Below are 26,911 nucleotides of genomic sequence, written 5' to 3'. Positions count from 1 at the left end.
TCACTCAGTAAAAAAATAAAATGATCGACCCTTTAGGGGGAGTGGGGGAAGTAAGCGAAGATTTTCTTATCACTGTGACAGTAATCAGTTGTATGTGTGTGAAGCCGGAGGCAGTAATGCAGATGTTGTCAGGAGCAGAAATGGTCATTCAGTCACTGATTGATCAAGGCGTGAAACAGGTGTTCGGTTATCCCGGTGGAGCGGTACTGGATATTTATGATGCGATTCAAACAGTGGGTGGCGTTGATCATATATTAGTGCGTCACGAACAAGCTGCAGTCCATATGGCGGATGCGGTGGCGCGAGCAACAGGCGAACCTGGGGTGGTACTCGTCACATCTGGCCCTGGCGCAACCAATGCTATTACCGGAATTGCGACGGCCTATATGGACTCCATTCCGATGGTCGTCCTCTCTGGTCAAGTCGCGTCTTCGTTAATTGGTAGCGATGCATTTCAAGAGTGCGACATGATCGGTATCTCAAGACCGATCGTTAAACACAGCTTCCTTGTCAAACGTACCGAAGATATTCCTGAGATGATCAAGAAAGCGTTCTGGCTAGCCTCTACGGGCCGTCCGGGGCCGGTGGTCATCGATCTGCCTAAAGATATTCTTAATCCTGCGGTAAAACTTCCTTACCACTGGCCAGAGAGCGTGAGTTTACGCTCTTACAATCCTACGGTACAAGGGCACAAAGGACAGATAAAACGTGCACTGAGTACATTGCTGGCGGCGAAACAAGCCGTAATTTATGCCGGTGGTGGGGTGATTACCGCTCACGCAGAATCGGCGTTAAAAACGTTGGCGGAAACACTGCAATTACCGGTTACCACGACATTGATGGGATTAGGCTGTTTTCCTGGAACGCATCCGCAAAGCGTTGGTATGTTGGGAATGCACGGAACCTACGAAGCCAACATGACCATGCACAATGCAGATGTCATCTTTGCAGTAGGGGTACGTTTCGATGATCGGACGACCAATAATATTGCGAAGTATTGCCCAGATGCCACGGTGATCCATATCGATATCGATCCGGCTTCGATTTCGAAAACCGTCAATGCAGATGTGCCTGTTGTCGGCGACGCTCGTCAGGTACTAGAACAGATGGTCGAATTGCTCGATAAAACACCGCCGCCTTCGGCGACATTGAGCGCTGAGTGGTGGGCGAAGATCGACCAATGGCGTGGGCGTAATTGTCTTGATTACTCTACGGAAGGCGAGAAAATCAAACCACAAGCGGCTATACGCACCTTGTGGAAACTGACCCAAGGTCAGGCTTATGTCGCGTCTGATGTCGGACAACATCAGATGTTTACCGCGTTGCATTATCCATTTGATCAGTCACGTCGTTGGATTAACTCAGGTGGCCTCGGTACGATGGGCTTTGGCCTCCCGGCGGCTTTAGGCGTTAAGCTTTGTTTACCTGACGAGACGGTCGTTTGTGTGACAGGGGACGGCAGTATCCAGATGAATATCCAGGAGTTGTCTACCGCTTTACAGTATGAATTACCTATTTTAGTGCTTAACCTGAATAACCGTTATTTGGGCATGGTCAAGCAGTGGCAGGATATGATCTACTCGGGGCGTCACTCACACTCTTACATGGAATCTTTACCGAACTTCGTCAAAATTGCCGAAGCCTATGGACATGTGGGGATTGCGATTAACTCTCCGGATGAACTGGAAGCTAAGCTACAACAGGCATTAGACTTGGTAGCAGAAGGTCGCTTGGTGTTTGTTGATGTGATGGTGGATGGTAGCGAGCACGTTTACCCAATGTTGGTGCGCGGCGCTGGAATGAATGAGATGTGGTTAAGCAAGACGGAAAGGAGTGAATAATGCGCCGGATATTGTCAGTGTTACTTGAAAATGAGTCTGGGGCGTTGTCGCGAGTGGTCGGCCTTTTCTCTCAGCGCGGCTACAACATCGAAAGCTTAGCCGTGGCACCTACCGAAGATCCAACGCTGTCACGTATTACGATCCAAACCATCGGTGATGAGAAAGTGTTGGAGCAGATCGAGAAGCAGCTCCATAAATTAGTCGATGTGTTGCGGGTCAATGAGCTTGGGCAGTCGGCTTTCGTCGAACGTGAAGTCATGCTGGTCAAAATTATCGCGGAAGGGGCGGCACGCGAAGAAATTAAACGTTGCGCGGATATTTTCCGTGGACAGATTGTCGATGTTAGCCCGCGCTTCTATACCGTGCAGTTAGTAGGGAGTGCAGAAAAATTAGACGCATTCTTAACCGCGGTACGTGCCGTGACTGAGATTGCTGAAGTCGTACGTTCTGGCGTTATCGGTATTTCTCGCGGAGATAAAACTCTCAATTGATCCTCGTCAAGGGAGGGACCCAATAAGGTCTTTCCCTTTTACACCTGTTGCCTGTTGCTGACTGGATAAGGTATATAGTCTTTGAGACTTTACGAGAGTTTCCTAAGACGGTAGTAAAAAGCGAGGGTAGGGTGAAACTAGACGAAATTGCACGACTGGCAGGGGTTTCTAGAACCACCGCGAGTTACGTCATTAACGGTAAGGCTAAACAGTATCGCGTCAGCGATAAGACCGTTGAAAAAGTGATGGCCGTCGTGCGGGAGCATAACTATCACCCTAACGCTGTGGCCGCTGGCCTACGGGCAGGAAAAACACGCTCCATCGGTCTGGTTATTCCCGATCTTGAAAATACCAGTTATACCCGTATTGCGAAACATCTTGAACGTCACGCACGTCAACAAGGCTACCAGCTGCTTATCGCCTGTTCGGAGGACCAACCGGATAATGAAATGCGCTGTATCGAGCACCTTTTACAACGCAAAATAGACGCCCTGATTGTTTCAACGTCGCTTCCTGCCCAGCACCCCTTTTATCAACGTTGTGCCGAACGGCAATTACCGGTTATTGCGTTGGACCGACCGTTGGATCAGCGATTATTTAATAGCGTAGTGGGTGCGGATCGGGAAGATGCTTTTGCCTTAGCCCAAGCGCAACGTCATCAATCGATTGATAATATTCTTTTTTTTGGCGCATTGCCTGAGCTATCGGTCAGTTTTCTACGAGAGCAGGGTTTTCGTGAGGCATGGAATGGGGATGTTCGACAACCGCAATTTTTATATAGTGATAGCTTTGACCGTCAACATGCGGCACAACAATTTACGGCCTATCTACAAAAAAATTGCTTACCTGCTGCGATCTTTACCACTTCATTTGCCTTACTCCAAGGGGTAATGGATGCTTGCTTATCGACACTTGGTGAGCTCCCTTCGACTTTATCTATCGCAACCTTTGGAGACCATGAACTTTTAGATTTCCTTGCCTGCCCCGTACTGTCTGCTGGTCAGCGTCATCAGGATATAGCTGAATGTGTATTAGCGTTAGTCCTGAAAACGCTCGAACACGGTGACCAGTCAGAATTAGGGATTACGACCATTCCACGGCATCTACATGCTCGAGGAGCGCTAATTCGTACCATGCATTTAAAGTAACCGCCGTGTAATGATGAAAATTATTGTATAATCACAGCTCGAAGCTGTTGAGATGCTAGTTTTCACAAATTATCCCTTCAAATATGGATTATTCCGTACCAGCAATCTTTCTTCTGCTATAAATCATTGAGTTAGCTAAATTCCTTCTTATAAATACGATATTTCACTATAAAAAAAGCCAGAAATAACAGGAAATATTCCGCGGCAAAAGTCAAAGCCGCTTGACAAGCTTTTCCTCCGCTCCGTAAACTCACTTTGTGGGAAAATGTGGGGCAAAGTGGAGTTTTTTTCCAAAAATAAGGACAGATCATGTTCCGTGGTGCCAATCCTGTAAATATAGACAGTAAAGGACGCTTTGCGATGCCAGTGCGCTATCGTGAACAACTTTATGCACTGTCTGAAGGAAATATGGTTTGCACCATTGATATTCATCAGCCTTGTTTACTGCTCTATCCCTTATCAGAGTGGGAAAGGATTGAGCGTAAATTAGCGAATCTCTCTTCGATGAATCCAGCTGAACGCCGCATACAGCGGTTATTACTGGGACATGCAACGGAAGGGCAACTTGATGCAGCGGGGCGCTTACTCTTAACCGCACCTTTGCGTACATACGCCACATTAACCAAACACATTATGTTGGTCGGCCAATACAATAAATTTGAACTTTGGGACGAACAGACTTGGTATAATCAAGTCAAGCAAGACATTGAGGCTGAGCAACATGCTCAGGGTGTATTATCTGAGCGTTTGCAGGACTTATCGTTATAATGACGTCTGACAATTTTAAACATACCACCGTACTGCTTGACGACGCTGTCGGCGGACTAAATATTCAACCTGAAGGTATCTATATTGATGGTACCTTTGGTCGGGGAGGACACTCCCGATTGATCCTTTCTCAGCTAGGCGAAACGGGACGCTTGATCGCTATCGATCGTGACCCACAAGCTATCGCTGCAGCCGAACAAATCGACGATCCACGCTTCTCCATTATTCATGGTCCTTTCTCGCAGTTAGGTGACTATGTCGAATCCTTAGGGTTAGTGGGTAAAATCGATGGGATTTTACTTGATCTCGGTGTTTCTTCCCCACAGCTCGATGATGCTGAACGTGGATTCTCCTTCATGCGTGACGGACCCTTGGATATGCGGATGGATCCTTCACAAGGAGAGTCTGCAGCACAATGGTTAATGCGTGCTGCCGAGGAAGACATTGCCTTTGTGATCAAAACCTACGGTGAAGAGAAATTCGGTAAACGCATCGCGCGCGCTATCGTGGAACGCAACCGCCTAGCACCGATGACGCGAACTAAAGAGTTAGCAGAGGTTATTGCTGCGGCAATGCCGGTCAAAGACAAGCATAAGCACCCTGCGACGCGTAGCTTCCAGGCGATTCGTATCTGGATTAATAGCGAGTTAGAAGAGATCGAACGAGCGTTAGCTTCGTCTATTAAAGCTTTAGCGCCAAAAGGTAGACTCTCAATTATCAGTTTCCACTCCCTTGAAGACCGTTTGGTAAAGCGTTTTATGCGTACTCATAGTCGCGGGGTGCAAGTTCCTGCAGGGGTGCCCATGACTGAGGCACAAATACAGGCGCTGGGTGGAAGAGAACTTCGTTCGTTAGGTAAATCGGTACCAGGTCCAGCAGAAGTCGCAGAAAATCCTCGTGCGCGTAGCTCTGTTTTACGTATCGCAGAAAGGAGTGAAGCGTGATCAATAACGAGCGTCATAGTTTACCCACGGTTATTGGGGGAGATCTGCTACGGCATGGAAAACTTCCCCTCATCCTCCTCGTCGCAGTATTAGTGACCTCTATTATGGTGGTCATTACCACGCAAAAAACACGTCTACTGACTGCACAACGTGAACAGATGGTGCTAGAAAAAGACTCATTAGACATTGAGTGGCGAAATTTAATTCTTGAAGAGAATGCCTTAGGTGATCACAGCCGTGTTGAGCGTTTAGCAGTGGAAAAACTGCATATGCAGCATGTTGACCCTTCTCAGGAACATATAGTGGTTCAACCATAGGGATAGAAAACTGATGGCCGGCGCAAAGAAAACGCTGAAAACAAAAAAGCAAGAAATCAAAGCCAACTTTATTCGTTGGCGTTTTGCGTTGTTATGCGGCGGAATATTACTGGCATTGGTGGGCCTACTTTCTCGCGTAGCATGGCTGCAAGTAGTTAAACCTGAGCGCTTAGTGAAAGAGGGCGATATGCGCTCGTTACGCGTACAATCCGTGCCTAGCTCACGTGGTATGATTAGCGACCGTAATGGCCGCCCGCTTGCGGTGAGTGTGCCCGTCAGTGCAATCTGGGCTGATCCGAAAGAGGTTAATGCACACGGCGGTATAGGTTTCGATAATCGTTGGAAAGCGTTGGCAGATGCCCTATCGCTACCACTCGACCAACTCTCCTCGCGGATAAATGCCAACCCCAAAGGCCGCTTTGTGTATCTTGCCCGACAAGTGAACCCCGCGGTCAGTAGCTATATTCAAAAATTGAAGTTACCGGGAATTAACTTACGTGAAGAATCCCGCCGCTACTATCCAGCAGGGCAGGTGGCAGCGCATTTGATTGGCTTTACCAATATTGATGGTCAAGGGATCGAAGGCGTTGAAAAAAGCTTCGATAAATGGCTGACCGGTACACCCGGCGCGCGTATTGTGCGTAAAGATCGTCAAGGTCGAGTAATTGAAGATATCTCCTCGACTGACAGCCGTGTGGCACATAATCTCACCCTGAGTATTGATGAGCGTTTGCAGGCACAAGTCTATCGGGAACTGAATAATGCGGTAGCCTTTAACAAAGCAGAGTCCGGCACAGCTGTTTTGGTCGACGTGAATACGGGTGAAGTGCTCGCGATGGCGAACAGCCCAGCTTATAACCCGAATAATCTCAGTAACACGCCGCGTGAAACTATCCGTAATCGCGCGATCACCGATATTTTTGAGCCGGGATCAACCGTAAAACCAATGGTGGTGATGACGGCTCTGAAGCGGGGAGTGGTACATCCTAGCAGTGTATTGAATACCGTGCCCTATCGGATTAATGGTCATGAAATCAAAGATGTCGCTCGTTATAATGAACTGACATTAACCGGTGTTTTACAGAAATCGAGTAACGTAGGGGTGTCCCGTTTGGCGTTAGCTATGCCATCTTCTGCGCTGGTTGATACCTATTCCCATTTTGGATTAGGGCAGCCGACGAATCTTGGATTAGTGGGCGAAAGTAAAGGGATTTATCCGCATAAACAGCGCTGGTCTGATATCGAACGTGCAACATTCTCTTTTGGGTATGGATTGATGGTCACGCCGTTACAACTGGCTCGCGTCTACGCGACTATCGGCAGTTATGGTATTGCTCGCCCGCTATCGATTACCAAAGTTTCCCCTCCTGTTGCCGGAACACGTGCCTTCGATGAGGAGACCGTAAAGACGGTGGTTCATATGATGGAAAGCGTAGCACTCCCCGGTGGCGGTGGCGTAAAAGCAGCGATTAAAGGCTATCGGATTGCGATTAAGACCGGTACCGCTAAAAAAGTTGGCCCAGATGGCCAGTATGTGAACAAGTATATTGCGTATACTGCCGGGGTTGCTCCGGCCAGCCGCCCTCGATTCGCCTTAGTTGTGGTGATTAACGATCCACAAGGTGGGAAATACTATGGCGGGGCCGTCTCGGCGCCGGTATTTGGCGCCATCATGGGTGGGGTATTACGCACAATGAATGTAGAGCCAGATGCACTGGCAACAGAAAATAAAGAACCAACCAGCGAGGGATCAAGTGACCGATCGTAACCTACAAGAGGTGTTAGCACCTTGGGTACCTAACGCTCCTGCACTAACACTTAAGGCGATGACGCTTGATAGCCGTAATGTTAAGGATGGCGATCTCTTTGTTGCGGTGGTCGGTCACAGTGTTGATGGCCGCAAATATATTGCCCAAGCAATTGCTCAAGGGGCAGCGGCGGTGGTCGCCGATGCGCAAGAGGTCGCGAAAGATGGTGAAATCCGCGAGGTCGAAGGTATTGCGGTCATTTATCTTGCTCAATTATCTGAACGTTTATCAGCACTCGCTGGGCGCTTCTATTGTCGTCCTATCGACGCGATGCGTATTGTTGGTGTGACGGGAACAAACGGTAAGACTACCATCTCACAGCTACTGGCACAGTGGGTGACCTTACTGGGCCAATCCAGTGCGGTAATGGGCACTGTAGGAAATGGCTTATATGGGCAGCTGGTTGAGAGCGAAAATACCACTGGTTCGGCGATCGATATACAGAGAACGCTTGCAGAGTTTTCCGCGCAGCATGTCAGCTTAACCGCCATGGAAATTTCTTCTCATGGCTTAGTGCAGCATCGTGTCGCGGCGCTCCCTTTTTCCGCGGCAATCTTCACTAACCTAAGTCGTGATCACCTTGATTACCACGGCGATATGGAAAGCTACGCAGCCGCAAAATTATCGCTCTTTACGGAACACCAGGTTGGCGTCAGCATTATTAATGCTGATGATGAGATAGGCCAGCAATGGCTAACTCAGCTGACGGACGCGGTTGCCGTAAGTGCGCGTGGACTCAGCCTATCGCAACGCCATGGTCTGTGGCTAACCGCCACGGCAATCACCTACCGTGAAAACGGTGTAGAGATTCAATTTGACTCCGCTTGGGGCTCAGGTAAATGCGTCAGTGCGTTAATTGGAGAGTTCAATGTCAGTAATTTATTATTGGCCTTGGCAACGTTACTGGCATTGGGTTACCCCTTGGAACAATTACTGACTACAGCGTCTCGACTTTCACCCGTCTGTGGGCGAATGGAAGTCTTCAAACAACCAGGCCATGCTGTGGCCGTGGTGGATTATGCTCATACGCCAGATGCCCTCCAAAAAGCTTTAGAAGCGGCGCGCCGCCACTGCCAAGGGCAACTTTGGTGCATCTTTGGTTGCGGTGGAGACCGAGACCGAGGTAAACGTCCACTGATGGGAGCAATCGCTGAAGAATTTGCCGATCACGTCGTCATTACCGATGATAATCCACGCAGCGAAAATCCCGCCGCGATAACACAAGATATTTTATCTGGACTGATTGATGCGAGCCATGCGCAAGTTATTGCCGGCCGCGCCCAAGCCATCACTAGAGTCTTTCAACAGGCTACAGAACAAGACATCATATTGATCGCTGGAAAAGGCCATGAAGATTACCAGATTATTGGCCATCAGCGACTCGACTACTCAGACCGTGCAACGGTCGCAACTTTATTAGGAACGATGGCATGATCCCAGTCACAAGCGAACAATTAGCGCTGATCACGGCAGGTGAACAGATTGGGAAAAGCGTTACCTTGAGTCATATCACCACCGATACGCGTGAGATTATCGAAGGTAGCTTATTCGTAGCATTAATCGGTGAACGATTTGACGCACACCAGTTTGCGGAGCAAGCCATCAACGCGGGAGCCAGTGCGCTTCTGGTAAACCGTCGATTAGATATTCCCGCCACGCAAATTGTGGTAGAGGATACACGAATCGCCTTCGGTAAAATCGGAGCTTGGGTGCGTGAACACGTCCCTGCTAAAGTGGTTGGTCTGACGGGGTCATCGGGAAAAACGTCGGTGAAAGAGATGACCGCGGCGATTTTGAAACAGTGTGGCGAAACGCTTTACACCGCAGGAAATCTTAATAATGATTTTGGCGTGCCGATGACACTGCTGCGTCTCACGCCTGAGCACCGCTTTGCGGTAATCGAGATGGGAGCAAATCATCAAGGTGAGATTGCCTACACCACGCATTTAGTGAAGCCAGAAGTCGCACTAGTCAATAATCTAGCCGCTGCGCACTTAGAAGGTTTCGGGTCAATAGAAGGTGTGGCGAAGGCTAAAGGCGAAATTTTCCAAGGCCTACCGCCGCATGGTGTTGCGATTCTGAATGCAGAGAGTAACGACCGTGATAACTGGCAACCAGTATTGACGGATAAACGGGTTTTAACCTTTTCTGCTACAGAGCAAGGGCAGAGGAAAGATGACTATTACGCCACAGACGTCAACTTTACGGTAGAAGGAACCGCCTTTCGTTTACACACGCCTAATGGCACGTGTGAGGTTATTCTTCCACTCCCCGGTCAGCACAATATTGCTAATGCATTGGCTGCTGCGGCATTGTCGCAATCAGTCGGCGCATCATTGGACGCAATCAAACAGGGTCTTGCGACATTAACCGCGGTGCCTGGTCGACTCTATCCAATCAAATTATCGGAATCGGTGCTGTTACTCGATGACTCTTATAACGCAAATGTGGGATCGATGACTGCAGCGGCGAACGTATTGGCTTCGATGCCGGGCTACCGGATTATGATTGCCGGCGATATGGGGGAGTTAGGCGAGGATACCGAATCTTGCCACCGTAAAGTAGGTAAAGCGCTGCATGAAGCTGGCGTCGATAAGGTGCTAACTGTGGGGCAATATAGCCAATGGATCGCGCAAGAGAGCCAGGTTGGAGAAGTGTTTGCCACCAAATCGCTCTTAGCCGAACGGGCGCGTGAATTAATTCAAAAACATCAGGTTGTGACGCTATTAGTGAAAGGATCACGCAGTGCTGCAATGGAAGAAATCGTTATGATATTACAGGAGAAAGACGCATGTTAGTTTGGCTAGCCGAACATCTGGCTAAATTTTATTCAGGATTTAACGTCTTCTCGTATTTGACGTTTCGCGCCATCGTCAGCTTATTAACGGCTTTATTTATCTCATTATGGATGGGGCCACGTTTGATTGCCTGGCTGCAGAAATTACAGATTGGCCAAGTCGTCCGTAACGATGGACCCGAATCACATTTCAGTAAGCGTGGAACACCGACCATGGGGGGAATAATGATCCTAACCTCCATTACCATTTCGGTGTTGTTATGGGCTTACCCTTCTAACCCCTACGTATGGTGTGTGCTGGTAGTACTGATCGGCTACGGTATCGTAGGCTTTGTCGACGATTACCGTAAAGTTGTCCGTAAGGATACGAAAGGCCTGATCGCGCGTTGGAAGTATTTCTGGCAATCGGTGATTGCGCTAGGGGTGGCTTTCGCTCTTTACGCCATTGGTAAAGATACCCCAGCGACACAACTCGTCGTCCCTTTCTTTAAAGATATCATGCCGCAATTAGGGCTGCTTTATCTGTTCCTGACCTATTTTGTGATTGTTGGTACGAGTAATGCTGTCAATCTAACTGATGGACTGGACGGCTTAGCGATTATGCCGACCGTATTCGTGGCTGCCGGATTTGGACTCGTTGCCTGGGCAACGGGTAACGTGAACTTTGCGGACTATCTGCATATTCCTTATCTACGCCACGCGGGCGAGTTAGTCATTGTCTGTACGGCAATTGTCGGCGCGGGACTTGGCTTCCTTTGGTTCAATACTTACCCAGCACAAGTGTTTATGGGTGATGTTGGTTCACTGGCGTTAGGCGGTGCACTGGGTACTATTGCGGTATTACTTCGCCAAGAGTTCTTACTGGTTATTATGGGCGGTGTATTCGTGGTGGAGACGCTGTCGGTCATTTTACAAGTAGGCTCGTTCAAATTACGTGGACAACGCATCTTCCGTATGGCGCCTATCCACCACCATTATGAGTTAAAAGGCTGGCCCGAGCCGCGCGTTATTGTGCGCTTCTGGATCATTTCATTAATGTTAGTGTTAATCGGTCTCGCCACCTTGAAGGTACGTTAATTATGGCAGATTACCAAGGTAGAAAAATTGTTATCGTGGGCTTAGGTATTACTGGCCTGTCTTGTGTTGAGTTTTTCTTGGCGCGGGGCGTTGTGCCTAAGGTAATCGACTCGCGTAGCAATCCTCCTGGTATCGATAAACTGCCTGAAAAGATTGAGCGCTGGGTTGGCGATATAAATAAGCAGTGGTTACTAGACGCTGACCTCATCGTTCTCAGTCCCGGTATTGCGCTGTCACACCCCGCTATTAGCGAAGCTGCGGCAGAAGGAATCGAGATTGTGGGTGATATCGAATTATTCTGCCGTGAAGCGCAGGCGCCTATCGTGGCGATCACCGGCTCGAACGGTAAAAGTACAGTAACTAGTCTAGTGGGTGAAATGGCCCGTGCTGCTGGATGGCAAACCGCAGTCGGCGGGAATATTGGTCTTCCTGCATTGTCCTTGTTGAATCCTCATGTGCAACTCTATGTCCTTGAGTTATCGAGTTTTCAATTGGAGACAACGCAAAGTCTCAAAGCTAGCGCAGCCACCATTTTAAATGTAACGGAAGATCATATGGATCGTTATCCACTTGGTTTTCAACAATATCGCGCGGCTAAGCTGCGTATTTACGAGCAGGCTAAGCACTGTATCGTCAATGTCGACGATGCGATGACGATGCCGGTCCGTGGCGTTGATCGCCGCTGCATTAGTTTTGGTGTCACCTTTGGCGACTATCACCTTAATCAGCAACAAGGTCAGACATGGTTGCGCGCCAAGGGCGAGAAGGTCCTGAATAGTGATGAAATGCATCTTACTGGTCAGCACAACCTCACCAATGCGTTAGCCGCCTTAGCGCTAGCGGAAGCGGTTGGCGTACCGCGCGCAAGCTGTTTGAAGGCCTTAACGACTTTCACTGGATTGCCGCATCGCTACCAGTTGGTCCATCGAAATGCGGGTGTTGAGTGGATTAACGACTCGAAAGCGACCAACGTCGGCAGTACCGAGGCGGCTCTCAAGGGCCTGCAGTGCCAAGGGACATTATGGTTGCTACTCGGTGGAGATGGTAAGGCTGCCGACTTTTCCCCCTTAGAGCGATTAATACAAGGTAACAATATAAAGGTTTACTGCTTCGGCCGAGATGCGGAATTGTTATATGCGCTGCGTCCTGAAATTTCGGTTCGTGTCGATACGCTCGAGGACGCCATGCACGCGATCAGCCAACGGGTACAGAAGGGAGATGTTGTGTTACTTTCTCCCGCCTGTGCCAGTCTCGATCAATTTAAAAACTATGAACAGCGTGGCGAACGATTCGCGGCGCTAGCGAAGGAGTTGGGCTAATGCATATCCCGGGTCTGAGGCTCTTAGGGCGCGGCGTTGCTGCGCTTTCAGAACGGATACAAGATTGGGTCATGGGGTCACGGGAAAAAGATACGTCCTCGGTGGTTCTTTATGATCGCACATTATTATGGCTGACCTTTGGACTCGCTATCATTGGTTTTGTGATGGTGACCTCGGCATCTGTACCGGTCGGGCAACGTATGAACGACGACCCATTCTACTTTGCTAAACGTGATGCTTTTTACCTAGGCTTAGGTTTCGCCATTTCACTCATTACTTTGCGTTTGCCCATGTCATTCTGGCAGAAGTATAGCAATGTCATGCTGTTACTTTCCGTCGTAATGTTATTAGTAGTTTTAGTGGTGGGAAGCTCAGTAAACGGGGCTTCGCGGTGGATTGCATTAGGACCATTACGCATTCAGCCTGCTGAATTCTCCAAACTCTCGCTCTTTTGTTATCTGGCCAGTTATCTGGTGCGGAAGGTAGACGAAGTACGAAGCAACCTATGGGGATTTTTAAAACCCATGGGGGTGATGGTGATTCTCGCAGTACTGCTCTTAGCACAGCCCGATTTAGGTACAGTTATCGTACTGTTTGTAACAACGTTGGCGATGTTGTTTCTAGCCGGCGCTAAGCTTTGGCAGTTCTTGGCGATTATCGGCTGTGGATTATTCTCAGTCGTTCTGCTGATTATGGTTGAGCCATATCGGATGCGACGCGTGACATCGTTCTGGAATCCTTGGGCAGATCCTTTTGGAAGTGGTTACCAATTAACACAATCTTTAATGGCATTTGGACGCGGTGAGTTCTGGGGACAAGGGCTTGGTAACTCTGTACAGAAATTAGAATATCTGCCGGAAGCTCATACCGACTTTATCTTCGCGATTATCGGCGAAGAACTTGGCTATTTTGGTGTGGTTCTTGCGCTATTGATGGTATTCTTTGTGGCATTTCGTGCGATGTCGATAGGTCGTAGAGCGCTAGAGCTCGATCAGCGTTTTGCAGGGTTTTTAGCCTGTGCGATAGGCGTCTGGTTCAGTTTCCAAGCTTTAGTTAACGTTGGCGCGGCAGCGGGCATGCTACCCACTAAAGGTCTAACCCTACCGCTCATCAGTTACGGTGGCTCAAGCTTAATTATCATGTCCACGGCGATAGTACTGCTGCTACGTATTGATTTTGAAACGCGCTTAGCGAAAGCCCATGCGGTAACCCGAGGTAATCGATGAGTAGTAAAAAACTGATGGTCATGGCAGGTGGAACGGGAGGACATGTTTTCCCCGGCTTGGCAGTGGCCCATCAATTAATGGAAGAAGGTTGGGAAGTCCGTTGGCTAGGCACCGCTGACCGGATGGAAGCCGATTTAGTGCCTAAGCATGGTATTGCCATCGATTTTATCAAAATTAATGGATTACGTGGTAAAGGCGTTAAAGCGCTTTTACAAGCACCTTGGCGTATTTTCTCCGCTTGGCGGCAAGCGAGAAAAATTATTAAACAATGGCAACCTGACATAGTGTTAGGGATGGGCGGCTATGTTTCTGGCCCCGGTGGATTAGCCGCTTGGAGTTGTGGCGTACCAGTTGTCCTGCACGAACAGAACGGCATCGCGGGCCTCACAAACCAATGGCTCTCTAAAATTGCTCGTAAAGTCATGCAAGCCTTCTCTGGAGCTTTCCCTAATGCAGAGGTGGTGGGGAATCCAGTGCGTAAAGATGTTTTAGCCCTTCCTACGCCGGCCCTCCGATTTCAAGAGAGAGAAGGTCCACTAAGAGTTTTGGTGATGGGGGGGAGTCAAGGGGCGCGTATCCTTAATCAGCAATTACCCGAAGTCGCACAAGCGCTAGGGGATAAAGTGACGATTTGGCATCAGACCGGTAAGGGTAACCAAGCAGAGGTTGAACAAGATTATCGTCAGCGCGGGGTTGGGCATCATAACATCACAGAATTTATCGATGATGTCGCTGAGGCTTATGCTTGGGCCGATGTGGTGGTGTGCCGTTCCGGTGCATTAACCGTTAGCGAAATTGCGTCAGCGGGTGTCGCGGCAATCTTTGTTCCTTTTCCGCATAAGGATCGCCAACAGTATTGGAATGCGTTATCGCTTGAGAAAGCGGGGGCGGCCGTCATTTTAGAACAGCCGCAGTTTACTGCACAAGCAGTGATAGAGTGCTTGCAAAAGTGGGACCGTGAAACGCTACTGGGTTATGCCGAGAATGCACGAAAAACAGCGATTCCAGACTCAACTCAGCGTGTCGCACAAGCTATTAAAGATATCGTCGCTCATTAATTTAGGGATGAAGTTTTCATCTCTCGTAAGGTATAGGTAAGAAGTTATTCATGAATACTCAACAATTAGCAAAGTTACGCTCTATCGTGCCGGAAATGAGACGTGTAAAACACATCCATTTTGTGGGTATTGGTGGCGCAGGTATGGGCGGTATTGCTGAAGTGTTGGCCAATGAAGGGTATCAGATTAGTGGTTCTGATTTGGCACCTAATGCGGTAACGAAACACCTGACAGGCCTTGGTGCGACGATCTATTTCAATCACAGCCCAGAAAATATTCGAGGGGTCAGTGTTGTCGTGGTATCCAGTGCGATTGCCGAAGACAACCCAGAGTTAGTGGCGGCAAGAGATTCTCGTATTCCTGTTATCCGCCGTGCGGAGATGCTCGCCGAACTGATGCGTTTTCGACATGGCATTGCGATTGCTGGGACACACGGTAAAACGACGACGACTGCTATGGTTTCCAGTATTTATGCCGAGGGCGGCTTGGATCCAACATTCGTCAACGGTGGCTTAGTGAAGGCGGCGGGAACACATGCACGCTTAGGAAGTAGTCGCTACTTGATCGCGGAAGCGGATGAGAGTGATGCCTCCTTCCTGCATTTGCAGCCAATGGTTGCGATAGTAACGAATATTGAAGCCGACCACATGGATACTTACCAGGGTGACTTCGAAAATTTAAAACAGACCTTCATTAACTTTTTACACAATCTTCCTTTCTATGGCCGAGCGGTATTATGTGTAGACGATGAAGTGATCCGTGAATTACTGCCTGAAGTAGGCCGCCAAGTGACGACCTATGGTTTCAGTGATGATGCCGATGTGCGTATCGCAGACTATCAGCAGCAGGGTGCGACAGGCCGTTTTACCGTGTATCGCCAGGATAAGCCAGAAATGGTCGTGACGTTAAATGCACCGGGGCGCCATAATGCACTAAACGCTGCGGCGGCCATTGCGGTGGCCACGGAAGAGGGAATTGAAGATTGCGATATCTTAGCGGCCTTGGAGAGCTTCCAGGGTACCGGGCGTCGTTTTGATGTATTGGGTGATTATGCCACCGATAAGGTCAGCGACGTCAGTGGTAGTGCAATGCTCGTGGATGATTATGGTCACCATCCAACAGAAGTGGATGCCACAATCAAAGCCGCACGAGCAGGCTGGCCAGATAAGAAATTAGTCATGGTGTTTCAACCCCATCGATACACCCGAACTCGCGACTTATTTGACGATTTTGCCAATGTTCTCTCGAATGTTGACGTATTGTTGATGCTGGATGTTTATTCTGCCGGTGAGTCGCCGATTGCAGGGGCGGATAGTCGAGCACTGTGTCGTTCAGTTCGTTCTCGTGGAAAAGTCGATCCAATTTTGGTGACGGATCAAGATGCGCTACTGGAATTCTTAGCGCCGACATTAAGTGGCAATGATCTTGTGCTTTTACAAGGGGCTGGTACGGTGGGACGAATTGCCCGTCAGTTAGCGGAAAACTGGGAAGTGCCCGCAGAACTTGCTAAGGGCTAAGAGGCTGGAGGCCGCATTTGACGTTGAGTGGCCTCCTTGAACGTATTTCTTATGATGAGTTGCTATGCTGGAATCGATACCGAGCAGGTTGTGATCTTAGTCTCAGTTCATGGTAGTTCAGGTCTTTATTAATCAATACCGTTAATGAAGAGAGCGACAACTTATCGGCTAATGATTAACGTGATTCATTGTTTTGTACAGGGAATGATGATTAATCAAAATTTGGTGGTTTTTTAGGCGCCAATGCGGCTTGGTTGCAATAATTAGTGACAAAATATTGCCATCAATACAGATTCAGACTATTAATGAATTTTATGATTATAATGCAAAATATCTTTCTGATGAGAAACGATATTTTTTCTTCACCTAAGATTGTTGGTGAAGCGTACGATTAGCATCATTATGCATGGTCAGATTGACCAGCCCTAAGCTGCCAAGGAAGGTAAATATGACTACTGAGCGCGGTAGTAAAGGTCAATTTCAGCTGGATGAAGGGAAAACCGTACTTATTTTAACCAAGTACAACTTAATCCCATTGGCAGTCAAGCAAGCAGAAAATCAGATGACACTGCTTGTCCAACAGATTCTGGAGTAAACAGACTGATATGTCTCAGGCTGCACTGAATACGAAAAATAAAGAAACGCAAAAACGGTTACGTTCTGGTCGGAGCAATGGTACTCGTCTTTTCGGCGTGGTTTTTCTACTGATGGTCGTAGGCACTATCGTGTTTGGTGGAATAGCGGTAGTAAATTGGATGGATGATGTCTCACGGCTGCCGCTTTCGAAACTGGTCGTGACGGGTGAGAAACGCTACACCTCTAATGATGATGTGCGTCAAGCAATACTCTCATTGGGGCCGCCAGGAACCTTTATGTCGCAAAATGTCGACATTATTCAGCAACAACTGGAAAGATTACCTTGGATTAAGCAAGTAAGTGTTCGCAAACAATGGCCAGACGAATTAAAGATTCATCTGGTTGAATATGTTGCCGTAGCAAGGTGGAATGAACAGCATGTTGTCGATGCATCAGGAGTTTCATTTACTCTGCCTTTCCACCAAGGTGCCCCAAAACAAGAGATGCCATTACTTTATGGGCCAGAAGGAAGTGAGAAAGAGGTCATGGCGGCTTTCTACCAAATGGCAACGAAATTGCACAGTATCCATTTGACATTAAAAGCCACAGCGATGACCGCACGTCACTCTTGGCAGCTTATTACAAGTGATGGTATGAGAATTGAGTTAGGAAGAGGGGAGGACGATAAGCGTTTACAACGTTTTATTACTCTTTATCCAGAACTCGTTAAACAGGCACAAGCGGATAATAAGACTATCAGCTATGTCGATCTTCGTTACGATTCGGGTGCCGCAGTTGGATGGGGCCCCGCACCCGTAGACACGCAAACAGGTAATCAGCAACAAAATCAGGCACAGGCTAAACAACAATGATCAAGGCAACGGACAGAAAACTGGTAGTAGGACTAGAAATTGGCACCGCCAAGGTTGCTGCCTTGGTAGGGGAAATTCTGCCCGATGGCATGGTCAACATTATTGGGGTTGGTAGCTGTCCTTCCCGTGGAATGGATAAGGGCGGTGTTAATGATCTTGAGTCAGTTGTAAAATGTGTACAACGCGCAATTGACCAAGCTGAGTTGATGGCAGATTGCCAAATCTCATCAGTTTACCTCTCGTTATCCGGCAAGCATATTAGCTGCCAGAACGAGATCGGGATGGTTCCGATTTCCGAAGAAGAAGTTACGCAGGATGATGTAGAGAATGTTGTTCATACAGCAAAATCCGTTCGTGTTCGAGATGAACATCGTATACTGCATGTTATCCCGCAAGAATATGCCATAGACTATCAGGAAGGGATCAAGAACCCGGTCGGTTTATCTGGGGTAAGGATGCATGCTAAAGTGCACTTGATCACTTGCCATAACGATATGGCGAAAAATATTGTTAAAGCGGTTGAGCGTTGTGGTTTAAAAGTTGATCAGCTGATTTTTGCGGGCTTGGCCTCAAGTTATGCTGTGCTCACTGAAGATGAACGTGAACTTGGTGTGTGTGTCGTCGATATTGGTGGTGGCACGATGGATATGGCGGTCTATACTGGCGGTGCGCTGCGTCATACCAAAGTAATACCTTATGCTGGTAACGTTGTCACGAGCGATATTGCTTACGCCTTTGGAACACCACCAACGGATGCTGAAGCGATTAAAGTGCGTCACGGCTGCGCGTTAGGCTCTATTGTCGGTAAAGATGAAAATGTAGAGGTTCCGAGTGTAGGAGGAAGACCGCCTCGTAGCTTACAACGCCAGACTTTAGCCGAAGTGATTGAGCCGCGTTACACTGAATTATTGAATCTTGTTAATGATGAGATTCTCGAATTACAAGAACAATTACGTCAGCAAGGGGTTAAACACCATCTGGCGGCGGGAATTGTACTGACTGGTGGTGCTGCACAGATCGAAGGGTTAGCCGCGTGTGCGCAGCGTGTATTCCATACTCAAGTAAGAATTGGCCAGCCGTTAAATATCACAGGATTAACGGATTACGCGCAAGAAGCGTATTACTCTACAGTAGTTGGCCTCTTACATTATGGTAAAGAGTCCCATTTGGGAGACGAGGCGGAGTCCTCAAAACACTCACCAGTAAGTACGTGGTTCAAAAAATTTAACAGTTGGTTAAAAAAAGAGTTTTAATTTTGATTAAAGAGGATCATCCTAAGCTTATTAACTGATCCTCTAGCAACAGGCACATAACGGAGAGTAATCATGTTTGAACCTATGGAATTAACCAACGATGCGGTGATTAAAGTCATCGGCGTCGGTGGTGGCGGTGGTAATGCTGTCGAACACATGGTACGTGAGCGTATCGAAGGCGTTGAGTTCTTCGCAGTGAATACGGATGCCCAAGCATTACGTAAAACAGCAGTCGGCCAAACAATCCAAATTGGTAATAACATTACTAAAGGATTAGGGGCGGGTGCTAACCCAGAAGTTGGGCGTAATTCTGCGGAAGAAGACCGCGAGGCATTACGTGCAGCATTAGATGGCGCTGATATGGTATTCATCGCAGCTGGTATGGGCGGTGGTACGGGTACGGGTGCAGCACCAGTTGTCGCTGAAGTGGCGAAAGATCTTGGTATCTTAACCGTTGCAGTGGTCACTAAGCCATTTAACTTTGAAGGCAAAAAGCGTATGGCTTTTGCTGAGCAAGGTATCGCTGAACTGTCCAAGCATGTCGACTCTCTGATTACTATTCCAAACGATAAGCTACTCAAAGTGTTGGGTCGCGGTATCTCCCTACTCGATGCCTTCGGCGCTGCCAATGACGTACTGAAAGGTGCGGTGCAGGGTATCGCTGAACTGATTACTCGTCCGGGTCTGATGAACGTCGACTTTGCTGACGTACGTACCGTGATGTCCGAAATGGGCTATGCAATGATGGGCTCCGGTATCGCTTGCGGTGAAGATCGCGCTGAAGAAGCTGCTGAAATGGCAATTTCCAGCCCATTGTTGGAAGATATCGATCTTTCTGGTGCGCGTGGCGTGCTAGTCAACATTACTGCTGGCTTCGATTTACGTTTAGATGAGTTCGAAACTGTGGGTAACACCATCCGTGCTTTCGCATCTGACAACGCTACCGTGGTAATTGGTACTTCACTTGATCCTGAAATGAACGACGAGCTGCGCGTAACGGTTGTTGCAACTGGCATCGGTATGGACAAACGTCCTGAAATTACTTTAGTTACCAACAAAAATAACGCTCAACCTGTCGTCGATCATCGCTATCAACAACATGGTTTGACTCCGTTACCTCAAGAGAACAAACCTGCGGCGAAAGTGGTTAATGAGCCAAGTTCACAGCCGAATAAAGAGCCAGATTATCTCGATATTCCTGCGTTCTTGCGTAAGCAAGCAGATTAAGATATTACTGAAAATTGGCGACAATCGCTTTTTGTGCTAAAGTGTTCGTCCGTTTATGGGATATAATCCCGTCTGGAAACAGTAATTTTGCGAGATTGATACGATGATCAAACAAAGGACATTAAAACGTATTGTTCAGGCCACTGGCGTCGGTTTACACACCGGCAAGAAAGTGACATTGAACCTGCGGCCTGCACCAGCAAATACTGGGGTCATCTATCGCCGCACTGACTTAAATCCACCGGTTGATTTCCCGGCTGATGCTAAATTTGTGCGCGACACGATGCTTAGTACTTGCCTTATCAATGACCAAGGTATCCGTATCTCTACGGTCGAACACCTTAACTCAGCGCTTGCTGGATTAGGGATTGACAATATTATTGTCGAAGTCGATGCGCCTGAGATCCCGATCATGGACGGTAGTGCTGCACCTTTCGTCTACTTATTGCTAGATGCCGGTGTTGAAGAGCTCAACAGTGCTAAGAAATTCTTGCGTGTTAAGCAAACCGTGCGGGTCGAAGATGGTGACAAGTGGGCCGAAGTTAAACCTTTTAACGGTTTTTCATTGGACTTTACCATCGACTTTAAGCATCCAGCGATTGACGCAAGTTCTCAGAACTACCGTTTGAATTTTTCTACCGAAGCGTTTATTCGTCAGATTAGTCGCGCACGGACCTTTGGGTTTATGCGTGATATTGAACAACTACAGTCTCGTGGCCTGTGCCTGGGTGGAAGTCTTGACTGTGCGATCGGATTAGATGACTTCCGTGTCTTAAACGAAGACGGTTTACGCTTTGACGACGAGTTTGTTCGTCACAAAATGTTAGATGCGATTGGCGACTTATTTATGTGTGGTCATAATATGATTGGTGCATTTTCTGCATACAAATCTGGCCATGGCTTAAATAACCAACTGCTGCAAGCGGTTTTAGCAAATCAGGAAGCCTATGAGTGGGCGACCTTCGAAAATGAAGCTGAGATTCCGCAAGCATTCAAACTGAAAAATTTCGTTCTCGCATAATACAATTAATACGGCTTATACGCTGTAGTAATAAACGAGCCACGCTGACTTCTCTCCGTTCAGCCGGCTCGTTTTTTTTTGTATGAAATGTACGCGTTTGACCGCTTTTTCAATGATTCAACCTAATCATTAGTGTGGCGTAGGGCGATTGATGCTACTATCAACGTTATTCGGTAGGCAGGGCAACCAGGAAGAGCTGCACCTATCCTTTATAACGATAAAAGACGCTTTTTTTCAATATTAATGGATGAATTGTGATTGGTTTGATTTCGCGCTGGGGAAAATTAGGTAGACGCTATCTATGGCCGCATCTCTTATTAGGGATAGTCGCGGCGGGTTTAGGGTTGCCTTTTACCAACGGCCTCATCACCAATACCAACGACACTGCATTATCTAACAAGCTTTCTATATCCCCTCAAGCACGTATACACCACTTAATACGTCTACATGAACGGGTATTACGTCCTACTTACGTACAAAATTTCTGGCATCAGCAAACCCTCCGCACGGTTATTCGTCACCTTTCTTTCTCTCTACCGAGAACGCAAAGTCGCGAGCCCGCATATTCGCAGCTGACGGTTAAAAGCTTAGTTGCCCTCTATTCATTAATTACTCTATTGACGTCGGCGGCAGCATTAAAAGCTAGCCGTCTATTTTGTCAGCGGCTTGTCGCTCGAACTCCTATGGTGTTTTCGACCGGCCACTGGGTAGCTCAAGTCCGAGGAATTCGTGCCGGACCCCTTCACGATAAAAATTAAAATTATGTCGTCACAACTCGTGAAATTGTTGTCAATAAAGAGAATTTATAATCATGGTAATGAAGTTATTAACTAAAATTTTTGGTAGCAGTAATGACCGTACTTTACGCCGTATGCGTAAAGTGGTTGATATCATCAATAAGATGGAACCGGACTACGTCGCCCTTAGTGATGAGCAATTAAAAGCAAAAACGGGCGAGTTTCGTCAGCGCTTGGAAAAAGGTGAAAGCCTTGAGAGTCTCATTCCAGAAGCATTTGCTACGGTACGTGAAGCCAGTAAGCGTGTTTTCAATATGCGCCATTTTGATGTGCAATTATTAGGTGGCATGGTTCTGAACGAACGTTGCATAGCAGAAATGCGTACCGGTGAGGGTAAAACCTTAACCGCAACATTACCCGCCTATCTTAATGCGTTAACGGGTAAAGGTGTTCACGTTGTGACAGTGAACGACTACCTTGCGCAACGTGATGCCGAAAACAACCGCCCATTATTTGAGTTCTTAGGCCTAACTATCGGTATTAACTTACCTGGAATGCAAGCTCCAGCTAAGCGTGAGGCCTATGCAGCAGATATTACTTACGGAACCAATAACGAATACGGGTTCGATTACCTACGCGACAATATGGCGTTCAGCCCTGAAGAACGTGTTCAGCGTAAACTGCATTATGCGTTAGTCGATGAGGTTGACTCAATTCTGATTGATGAGGCGCGTACACCACTGATCATTTCAGGTCCGGCGGAAGATAGTTCTGAACTTTATATTCAAGTTAACAAAATTATTCCGCACTTGGTTCGCCAAGATAAAGAAGACTCTGATACCTTCCAAGGTGAAGGTGACTTCTCTGTAGATGAAAAAGCGCGTCAGGTACACCTAACGGAACGCGGACTTGTAAAAATTGAGCAGTTACTTGTGGCACAGAACATCATGGAAGAAGGTGAATCCCTATACTCACCGACTAACATCATGCTGATGCACCATGTAACGGCAGCCTTACGTGCGCATGCGCTCTTCACGCGCGATGTAGATTACATCGTAAAAGACGGTGAAGTCATTATTGTCGATGAGCATACAGGGCGTACCATGCAGGGCCGTCGTTGGTCTGAAGGTCTGCACCAGGCGGTTGAAGCGAAAGAAGGCGTTGAAATCCAGAATGAGAACCAAACTCTGGCGTCGATCACTTTCCAGAACTACTTCCGTATTTATGAGAAACTCGCAGGTATGACCGGTACCGCCGATACCGAAGCCTTTGAATTCAGTAGCATCTATAAGTTAGATACTATTGTTGTCCCAACGAACCGTCCGATGGTGCGTAAAGATAATGCTGACTTGGTCTATATGACTGAGAAAGAAAAAATTGATGCGATCATTGAAGATATCAAAGATTGTACTTCACGTGGACAACCTGTGTTGGTCGGTACTATTTCGATTGAAAAATCAGAAGTTGTTGCCGATGCATTAGCGCGGGCTGGGATTAAACATAGCGTCCTGAATGCCAAATTCCACGCTAGTGAAGCGGATATTATTGCACAAGCAGGTCAGCCTGGTGCAGTGACTATTGCGACAAACATGGCAGGGCGCGGTACTGACATCATGTTAGGCGGAAGCTGGCACGCTGAAGTCGAAGCGTTAACTGACCCGACTGAGGCAGAGATCGCTGCAATAAAAGAAGCGTGGCAAGTTCGCCATGATGCAGTGCTTGAAGCAGGTGGTCTGCATATTATCGGTACAGAGCGTCATGAATCACGCCGTATTGATAACCAGCTTCGTGGTCGTGCCGGTCGTCAGGGGGATAAAGGTTCATCACGCTTCTATCTTTCAATGGAAGACGCCCTAATGCGTATTTTTGCCTCGGACCGCGTTTCAGGCATGATGCGTAAACTAGGGATGAAACCTGGCGAAGCGATCGAGCACCCTTGGGTGACTAAAGCTATCGCGAATGCACAACGTAAAGTTGAAAGCCGTAACTTCGACATCCGGAAGCAATTACTGGAATACGATGATGTAGCCAATGATCAGCGAAAAGCTATCTACTCCCAACGTAATGAGTTGTTGGACGTTTCAGATGTTAGCGAAACTATCAATAGTATTCGTGAAGATGTCTTAAGCTCGACAATCAGTCAATTTATCCCGCCTCAGTCTCTTGAAGAGATGTGGGATGTCCCTGGTTTAGAAGAACGTCTTCGTACTGATTTTGAACTTCATCTTCCGCTAACTGAGTGGCTAGATAAAGAGCCAGAATTACACGAAGAAGTGTTGCGTGAACGAATTCTACAGCACTCTCTGCAACAATATGCCGATAAAGAAGCGGCTGTGGGTGTGGACACTATGCGTAGTTTCGAAAAAGGGATTATGCTGCAGACATTGGATACGCTGTGGAAAGAGCACCTTGCGGCAATGGACTACTTACGTCAAGGTATCCATTTACGTGGCTATGCGCAGAAAGATCCGAAGCAAGAGTACAAGCGGGAATCCTTTGCGATGTTTGCGAGCATGCTTGAAGGGCTCAAATATGAAGTTGTCAGCACCTTGAGTAAAGTTCAAGTTCGTATGCCTGAAGAAGTCGAGGCGATGGAACAGCAGTTCCGTGACGAAGCTGAGCGTTTAGCAGAACAGCAACAGCTTAGCCATGTTGATGACGAAACTGCCGCAGCAAATGAAATGGCTAACCAAGCAGCAGAGCGCAAAGTCGGTCGCAACGATTTATGCCCATGTGGTTCTGGTAAAAAATACAAACAGTGTCATGGACGTTTAGCATAATCCGTTCTGGTAAGTAGCTGATATCAGAAAAGGTCCATGGAAACATGGGCCTTTTTATTGTCTAGTAGGGTACAAGTAATGAAAAATCTACAGGTTGCAGTCGGTATTATTCGTAACGCTCAGAAAGAAATCTTTCTTACGCAACGCGCATCAACCTCACATATGGCCAATAAGTGGGAATTTCCAGGCGGTAAAATCGAAGCTGGCGAGACAGCGCTAGAAGGGTTAACGCGTGAACTCATGGAAGAAACGGGGATCACCGTTACCGAAGCTCATTCTATTGGTACTGCGAGTCATACGTATCAGGAGGTCAGCGTTACCCTTCACTTTTACTTAGTCGAGCAGTGGCAGGGCGAACCATGGGGTAAAGAAGGTCAACCTCAACGCTGGGTTACTCAGACAGACTTACAAGCTGATGAGTTTCCGCCAGCGAATAGTGGAATGGTAGAAAGATTAGTCAAAGGCGAACTGTAATCGCCCATTTTATAGTGTTACTCCGGATCTTTCTCGCTCCAGTCCTCATGGTCAAAATGAGTTGGCTGCCCTGGGATTGATTTTTCTTCCGCTGCCCATTCGCCAAGATCAATCATTTGGCAACGCTTAGAGCAAAATGGGCGCCAAGCGCTTAACTCATCCCAAATGACCTCTTTTTGGCATTGTGGGCAGTTAACAGTAGTGGGTTCGAATTGCATAAGACCTCTTAGCAGCAAGCGAGTTGGAATAATAAATTTTCTGGGACTCTACCATCGTTTTCTAATGGAAAAAAGCGAATTGAGAAACGCGCTTTATGCCCAGAGACTTGTGGATAAATTTCATCTTCGCTCGTTAATTTGATACGAATAAGGTCTTTTTCATCCGCTGAATTTTGATAGAAACCTTGATGCGCTTGCGCATCTATATATCGACCACTTTGTCTAATGAGATGAAGAATAGCCTGTAAACTAAGATGTAATACCTCTAATTCCAAGCACCATTGATTGATTTGTGCTTGGCGTTTTTCCATTGGAAGATGTAGCCAGAGGTGCAAGGTCGGCGTGTCAAAGTTACAATAGCCACCTGGAATAGAGAGGCGTTGACGTAATTGGCCAATAAAACGGTCTTCTTTAAATGTCGACCCAAACTTAGGTGCTGTGTTAACAGCATGACTGTGAGCGCTAAGCTCGCTGATCAACTGTTTAACGGCTTGTACATCGATATCCGGAACCGCTAGCCATTGGTGAAGTTTTCCTTGCTGCTTTTCCAACTCTTTAAGCAAGTCGGCCCGTAATTCACTGCGCTCGAAGATATCAAGCAACTCCGTCAGGGTACGTAAAAATAGTAAGCAAGCCTCCGATGAGCCAGCGTTATTTGAGGCCGTTAGTTGCTGAAGTAAGTATTCAACGCGCAACCAATTCCGCATTTTTTCGTTGAGCGGGTATTCGAAGACGATGGGTGACTGGGTCATAGATCGCGCTCCTTATCTTCTGATGCTAATTGGTTATAGGTCAAAATTAACTGAGAGACTTTTTCAGCTAGCGCGCTTTTCGATAAATTGTTATCGATGACATCATCCGCAATGGCTAACCGTTGTTGTCGCGTGGCTTGAGAGTGAATAATAGCCAAAGCTTGTGATCGAGAGATGCCATCGCGTTCACAGACCCGGTCAATTTGTTTTTCTTCTTCGCTGTCGACGACTATCACTCGCTGGGCAAGATGCTGAAGTTGGTTTTCAACTAAAAGAGGCACTACCCAGAGACACCATTGCCCGGAACATTGTGCGATCCTCTGCTGGGTTCTTTGTTGAATCAATGGATGTAACAAGTTATTCAGCCATTGTTTATGCTGGGGGATCGAGAAAATAATCTCTCGCAATTTTTTTCGGTCAAGTTGCCCATCTTTCAGTAGAACCTGATCACCAAAGTGGTCTTTTATCTTTGCTAAGGCGGGCTGGCCGGGTTCAACGACCTCCCGAGCGATCAGGTCTGCGTCAATAATCTCTATCTGCCTTGACGCAAACAGTTCGGCAACAGTTGATTTACCACTCGCAATACCACCGGTAAGCGCCACGATATAAGTCATAGTGTTAACCCAACCTCACTCTTTAGTATCGCGCTTGCGCACTATTCTTCATTGGGTAAGTATGAAGCGGTTAGGC

General features: G+C 47.6%; 25 protein-coding genes. 22 read left to right on the top strand and 3 right to left on the bottom strand.

What is annotated here, in order from left to right:
* Nucleotides 1–116: 116 nt before the first annotated feature.
* The 22 genes from ilvI to mutT all read left to right on the top strand — a co-directional run bounded on the left by ilvI (nt 117) and on the right by mutT (nt 25,251).
* Nucleotides 117–1,841 (top strand): acetolactate synthase 3 large subunit, encoded by a 1,725-nt coding sequence (gene ilvI / locus QJR74_RS11815; protein WP_304374037.1) that lies wholly within the window; start codon nt 117–119, stop codon nt 1,839–1,841.
* Nucleotides 1,841–2,332, top strand: a complete 492-nt coding sequence (gene ilvN, locus QJR74_RS11810) for an acetolactate synthase small subunit (protein ID WP_048911500.1) — start codon at nt 1,841–1,843, stop codon at nt 2,330–2,332. The genes ilvI and ilvN overlap by 1 nt, the downstream gene beginning before the upstream one ends.
* A gap of 131 nt (nt 2,333–2,463) precedes the next feature.
* Nucleotides 2,464–3,480, top strand: a complete 1,017-nt coding sequence (gene cra / locus QJR74_RS11805) for a catabolite repressor/activator (RefSeq protein ID WP_304372034.1) — start codon at nt 2,464–2,466, stop codon at nt 3,478–3,480.
* 309 nt (nt 3,481–3,789) lie between these two features.
* A complete protein-coding gene (gene mraZ, locus QJR74_RS11800) occupies nt 3,790–4,248 on the top strand; it encodes a division/cell wall cluster transcriptional repressor MraZ (RefSeq protein ID WP_304372033.1) in 459 nt (152 codons plus the stop codon).
* Nucleotides 4,248–5,192 carry a 16S rRNA (cytosine(1402)-N(4))-methyltransferase RsmH gene (gene rsmH / locus QJR74_RS11795; protein WP_304372032.1) on the top strand — a complete coding sequence of 315 codons (945 nt, stop codon included), beginning with the start codon at nt 4,248–4,250 and terminating at the stop codon, nt 5,190–5,192. The genes mraZ and rsmH overlap by 1 nt, the downstream gene beginning before the upstream one ends.
* Complete coding sequence (ftsL, locus tag QJR74_RS11790) at nt 5,189–5,509, top strand: cell division protein FtsL (protein ID WP_304372031.1); 321 nt, start codon at nt 5,189–5,191, stop codon at nt 5,507–5,509. Before rsmH ends, ftsL begins: the two co-directional genes overlap by 4 nt.
* 13 nt (nt 5,510–5,522) lie before the next feature.
* The gene (gene ftsI / locus QJR74_RS11785) at nt 5,523–7,277 is read left to right on the top strand and encodes a peptidoglycan glycosyltransferase FtsI (protein WP_304372030.1); all 1,755 of its coding nucleotides are present in this window, start codon (nt 5,523–5,525) and stop codon (nt 7,275–7,277) included.
* Nucleotides 7,264–8,751, top strand: a complete 1,488-nt coding sequence (gene murE, locus QJR74_RS11780) for a UDP-N-acetylmuramoyl-L-alanyl-D-glutamate--2,6-diaminopimelate ligase (RefSeq protein ID WP_304372029.1) — start codon at nt 7,264–7,266, stop codon at nt 8,749–8,751. The genes ftsI and murE overlap by 14 nt, the downstream gene beginning before the upstream one ends.
* Entirely contained in the window at nt 8,748–10,115 is a 1,368-nt protein-coding gene (murF, locus tag QJR74_RS11775) for a UDP-N-acetylmuramoyl-tripeptide--D-alanyl-D-alanine ligase (RefSeq protein ID WP_304372028.1), read from the top strand. The genes murE and murF overlap by 4 nt, the downstream gene beginning before the upstream one ends.
* Nucleotides 10,109–11,191: a phospho-N-acetylmuramoyl-pentapeptide-transferase gene (mraY, locus tag QJR74_RS11770; protein WP_048911508.1), complete on the top strand. Its 1,083-nt coding sequence runs from the start codon at nt 10,109–10,111 to the stop codon at nt 11,189–11,191. Before murF ends, mraY begins: the two co-directional genes overlap by 7 nt.
* Nucleotides 11,192–11,193: 2 nt before the next feature.
* Nucleotides 11,194–12,510 (top strand): UDP-N-acetylmuramoyl-L-alanine--D-glutamate ligase, encoded by a 1,317-nt coding sequence (murD, locus tag QJR74_RS11765; protein WP_304372027.1) that lies wholly within the window; start codon nt 11,194–11,196, stop codon nt 12,508–12,510.
* The gene (ftsW, locus tag QJR74_RS11760) at nt 12,510–13,736 is read left to right on the top strand and encodes a cell division protein FtsW (protein WP_304372026.1); all 1,227 of its coding nucleotides are present in this window, start codon (nt 12,510–12,512) and stop codon (nt 13,734–13,736) included. The genes murD and ftsW overlap by 1 nt, the downstream gene beginning before the upstream one ends.
* On the top strand, nt 13,733–14,794 hold the full coding sequence (gene murG, locus QJR74_RS11755; protein ID WP_304372025.1) for an undecaprenyldiphospho-muramoylpentapeptide beta-N-acetylglucosaminyltransferase: 1,062 nt from the start codon (nt 13,733–13,735) through the stop codon (nt 14,792–14,794). The genes ftsW and murG overlap by 4 nt, the downstream gene beginning before the upstream one ends.
* 50 nt (nt 14,795–14,844) lie before the next feature.
* Nucleotides 14,845–16,311: a UDP-N-acetylmuramate--L-alanine ligase gene (murC, locus tag QJR74_RS11750; protein WP_304372024.1), complete on the top strand. Its 1,467-nt coding sequence runs from the start codon at nt 14,845–14,847 to the stop codon at nt 16,309–16,311.
* A gap of 448 nt (nt 16,312–16,759) precedes the next feature.
* Entirely contained in the window at nt 16,760–16,906 is a 147-nt protein-coding gene (locus tag QJR74_RS11745; RefSeq protein ID WP_304372023.1) for a hypothetical protein, read from the top strand.
* A 10-nt stretch (nt 16,907–16,916) separates the two neighbouring features.
* Nucleotides 16,917–17,759, top strand: coding sequence for a cell division protein FtsQ (ftsQ, locus tag QJR74_RS11740; protein ID WP_304374036.1), 843 nt, complete (start codon nt 16,917–16,919; stop codon nt 17,757–17,759).
* Nucleotides 17,756–19,012, top strand: coding sequence for a cell division protein FtsA (gene ftsA / locus QJR74_RS11735; RefSeq protein WP_048911514.1), 1,257 nt, complete (start codon nt 17,756–17,758; stop codon nt 19,010–19,012). Before ftsQ ends, ftsA begins: the two co-directional genes overlap by 4 nt.
* 72 nt (nt 19,013–19,084) lie before the next feature.
* Complete coding sequence (ftsZ, locus tag QJR74_RS11730; RefSeq protein WP_304372022.1) at nt 19,085–20,239, top strand: cell division protein FtsZ; 1,155 nt, start codon at nt 19,085–19,087, stop codon at nt 20,237–20,239.
* Between the two features lie 103 nt (nt 20,240–20,342).
* Complete coding sequence (lpxC, locus tag QJR74_RS11725; RefSeq protein WP_304372021.1) at nt 20,343–21,260, top strand: UDP-3-O-acyl-N-acetylglucosamine deacetylase; 918 nt, start codon at nt 20,343–20,345, stop codon at nt 21,258–21,260.
* A gap of 254 nt (nt 21,261–21,514) precedes the next feature.
* A complete protein-coding gene (gene secM, locus QJR74_RS11720) occupies nt 21,515–22,018 on the top strand; it encodes a secA translation cis-regulator SecM (protein WP_304372020.1) in 504 nt (167 codons plus the stop codon).
* A gap of 53 nt (nt 22,019–22,071) precedes the next feature.
* A complete protein-coding gene (gene secA, locus QJR74_RS11715) occupies nt 22,072–24,777 on the top strand; it encodes a preprotein translocase subunit SecA (RefSeq protein ID WP_304372019.1) in 2,706 nt (901 codons plus the stop codon).
* 78 nt (nt 24,778–24,855) lie between these two features.
* Complete coding sequence (gene mutT / locus QJR74_RS11710; RefSeq protein ID WP_304372018.1) at nt 24,856–25,251, top strand: 8-oxo-dGTP diphosphatase MutT; 396 nt, start codon at nt 24,856–24,858, stop codon at nt 25,249–25,251.
* Nucleotides 25,252–25,268: 17 nt separating this feature from the next.
* Here mutT and yacG read toward each other — a convergent pair whose 3' ends face one another.
* Genes yacG through coaE form a run of 3 tightly spaced genes read right to left on the bottom strand, consistent with a single transcriptional unit; the run spans nt 25,269 to nt 26,835 of the window.
* Nucleotides 25,269–25,469 (bottom strand): DNA gyrase inhibitor YacG, encoded by a 201-nt coding sequence (gene yacG / locus QJR74_RS11705; RefSeq protein ID WP_304372017.1) that lies wholly within the window; start codon nt 25,467–25,469, stop codon nt 25,269–25,271.
* A gap of 8 nt (nt 25,470–25,477) precedes the next feature.
* Entirely contained in the window at nt 25,478–26,221 is a 744-nt protein-coding gene (gene zapD, locus QJR74_RS11700; RefSeq protein ID WP_304372016.1) for a cell division protein ZapD, read from the bottom strand.
* On the bottom strand, nt 26,218–26,835 hold the full coding sequence (gene coaE / locus QJR74_RS11695) for a dephospho-CoA kinase (RefSeq protein WP_304372015.1): 618 nt from the start codon (nt 26,833–26,835) through the stop codon (nt 26,218–26,220). Before coaE ends, zapD begins: the two co-directional genes overlap by 4 nt.
* Nucleotides 26,836–26,911 lie beyond the last annotated feature (76 nt).

This window comes from Tatumella ptyseos (assembly GCF_030552895.1).
GTDB lineage: Bacteria > Pseudomonadota > Gammaproteobacteria > Enterobacterales > Enterobacteriaceae > Rosenbergiella > Rosenbergiella ptyseos_A.
The sequence above is the reverse complement of the archived record's forward strand: the minus strand, read 5'-3'. Positions and strand labels throughout refer to the sequence as shown.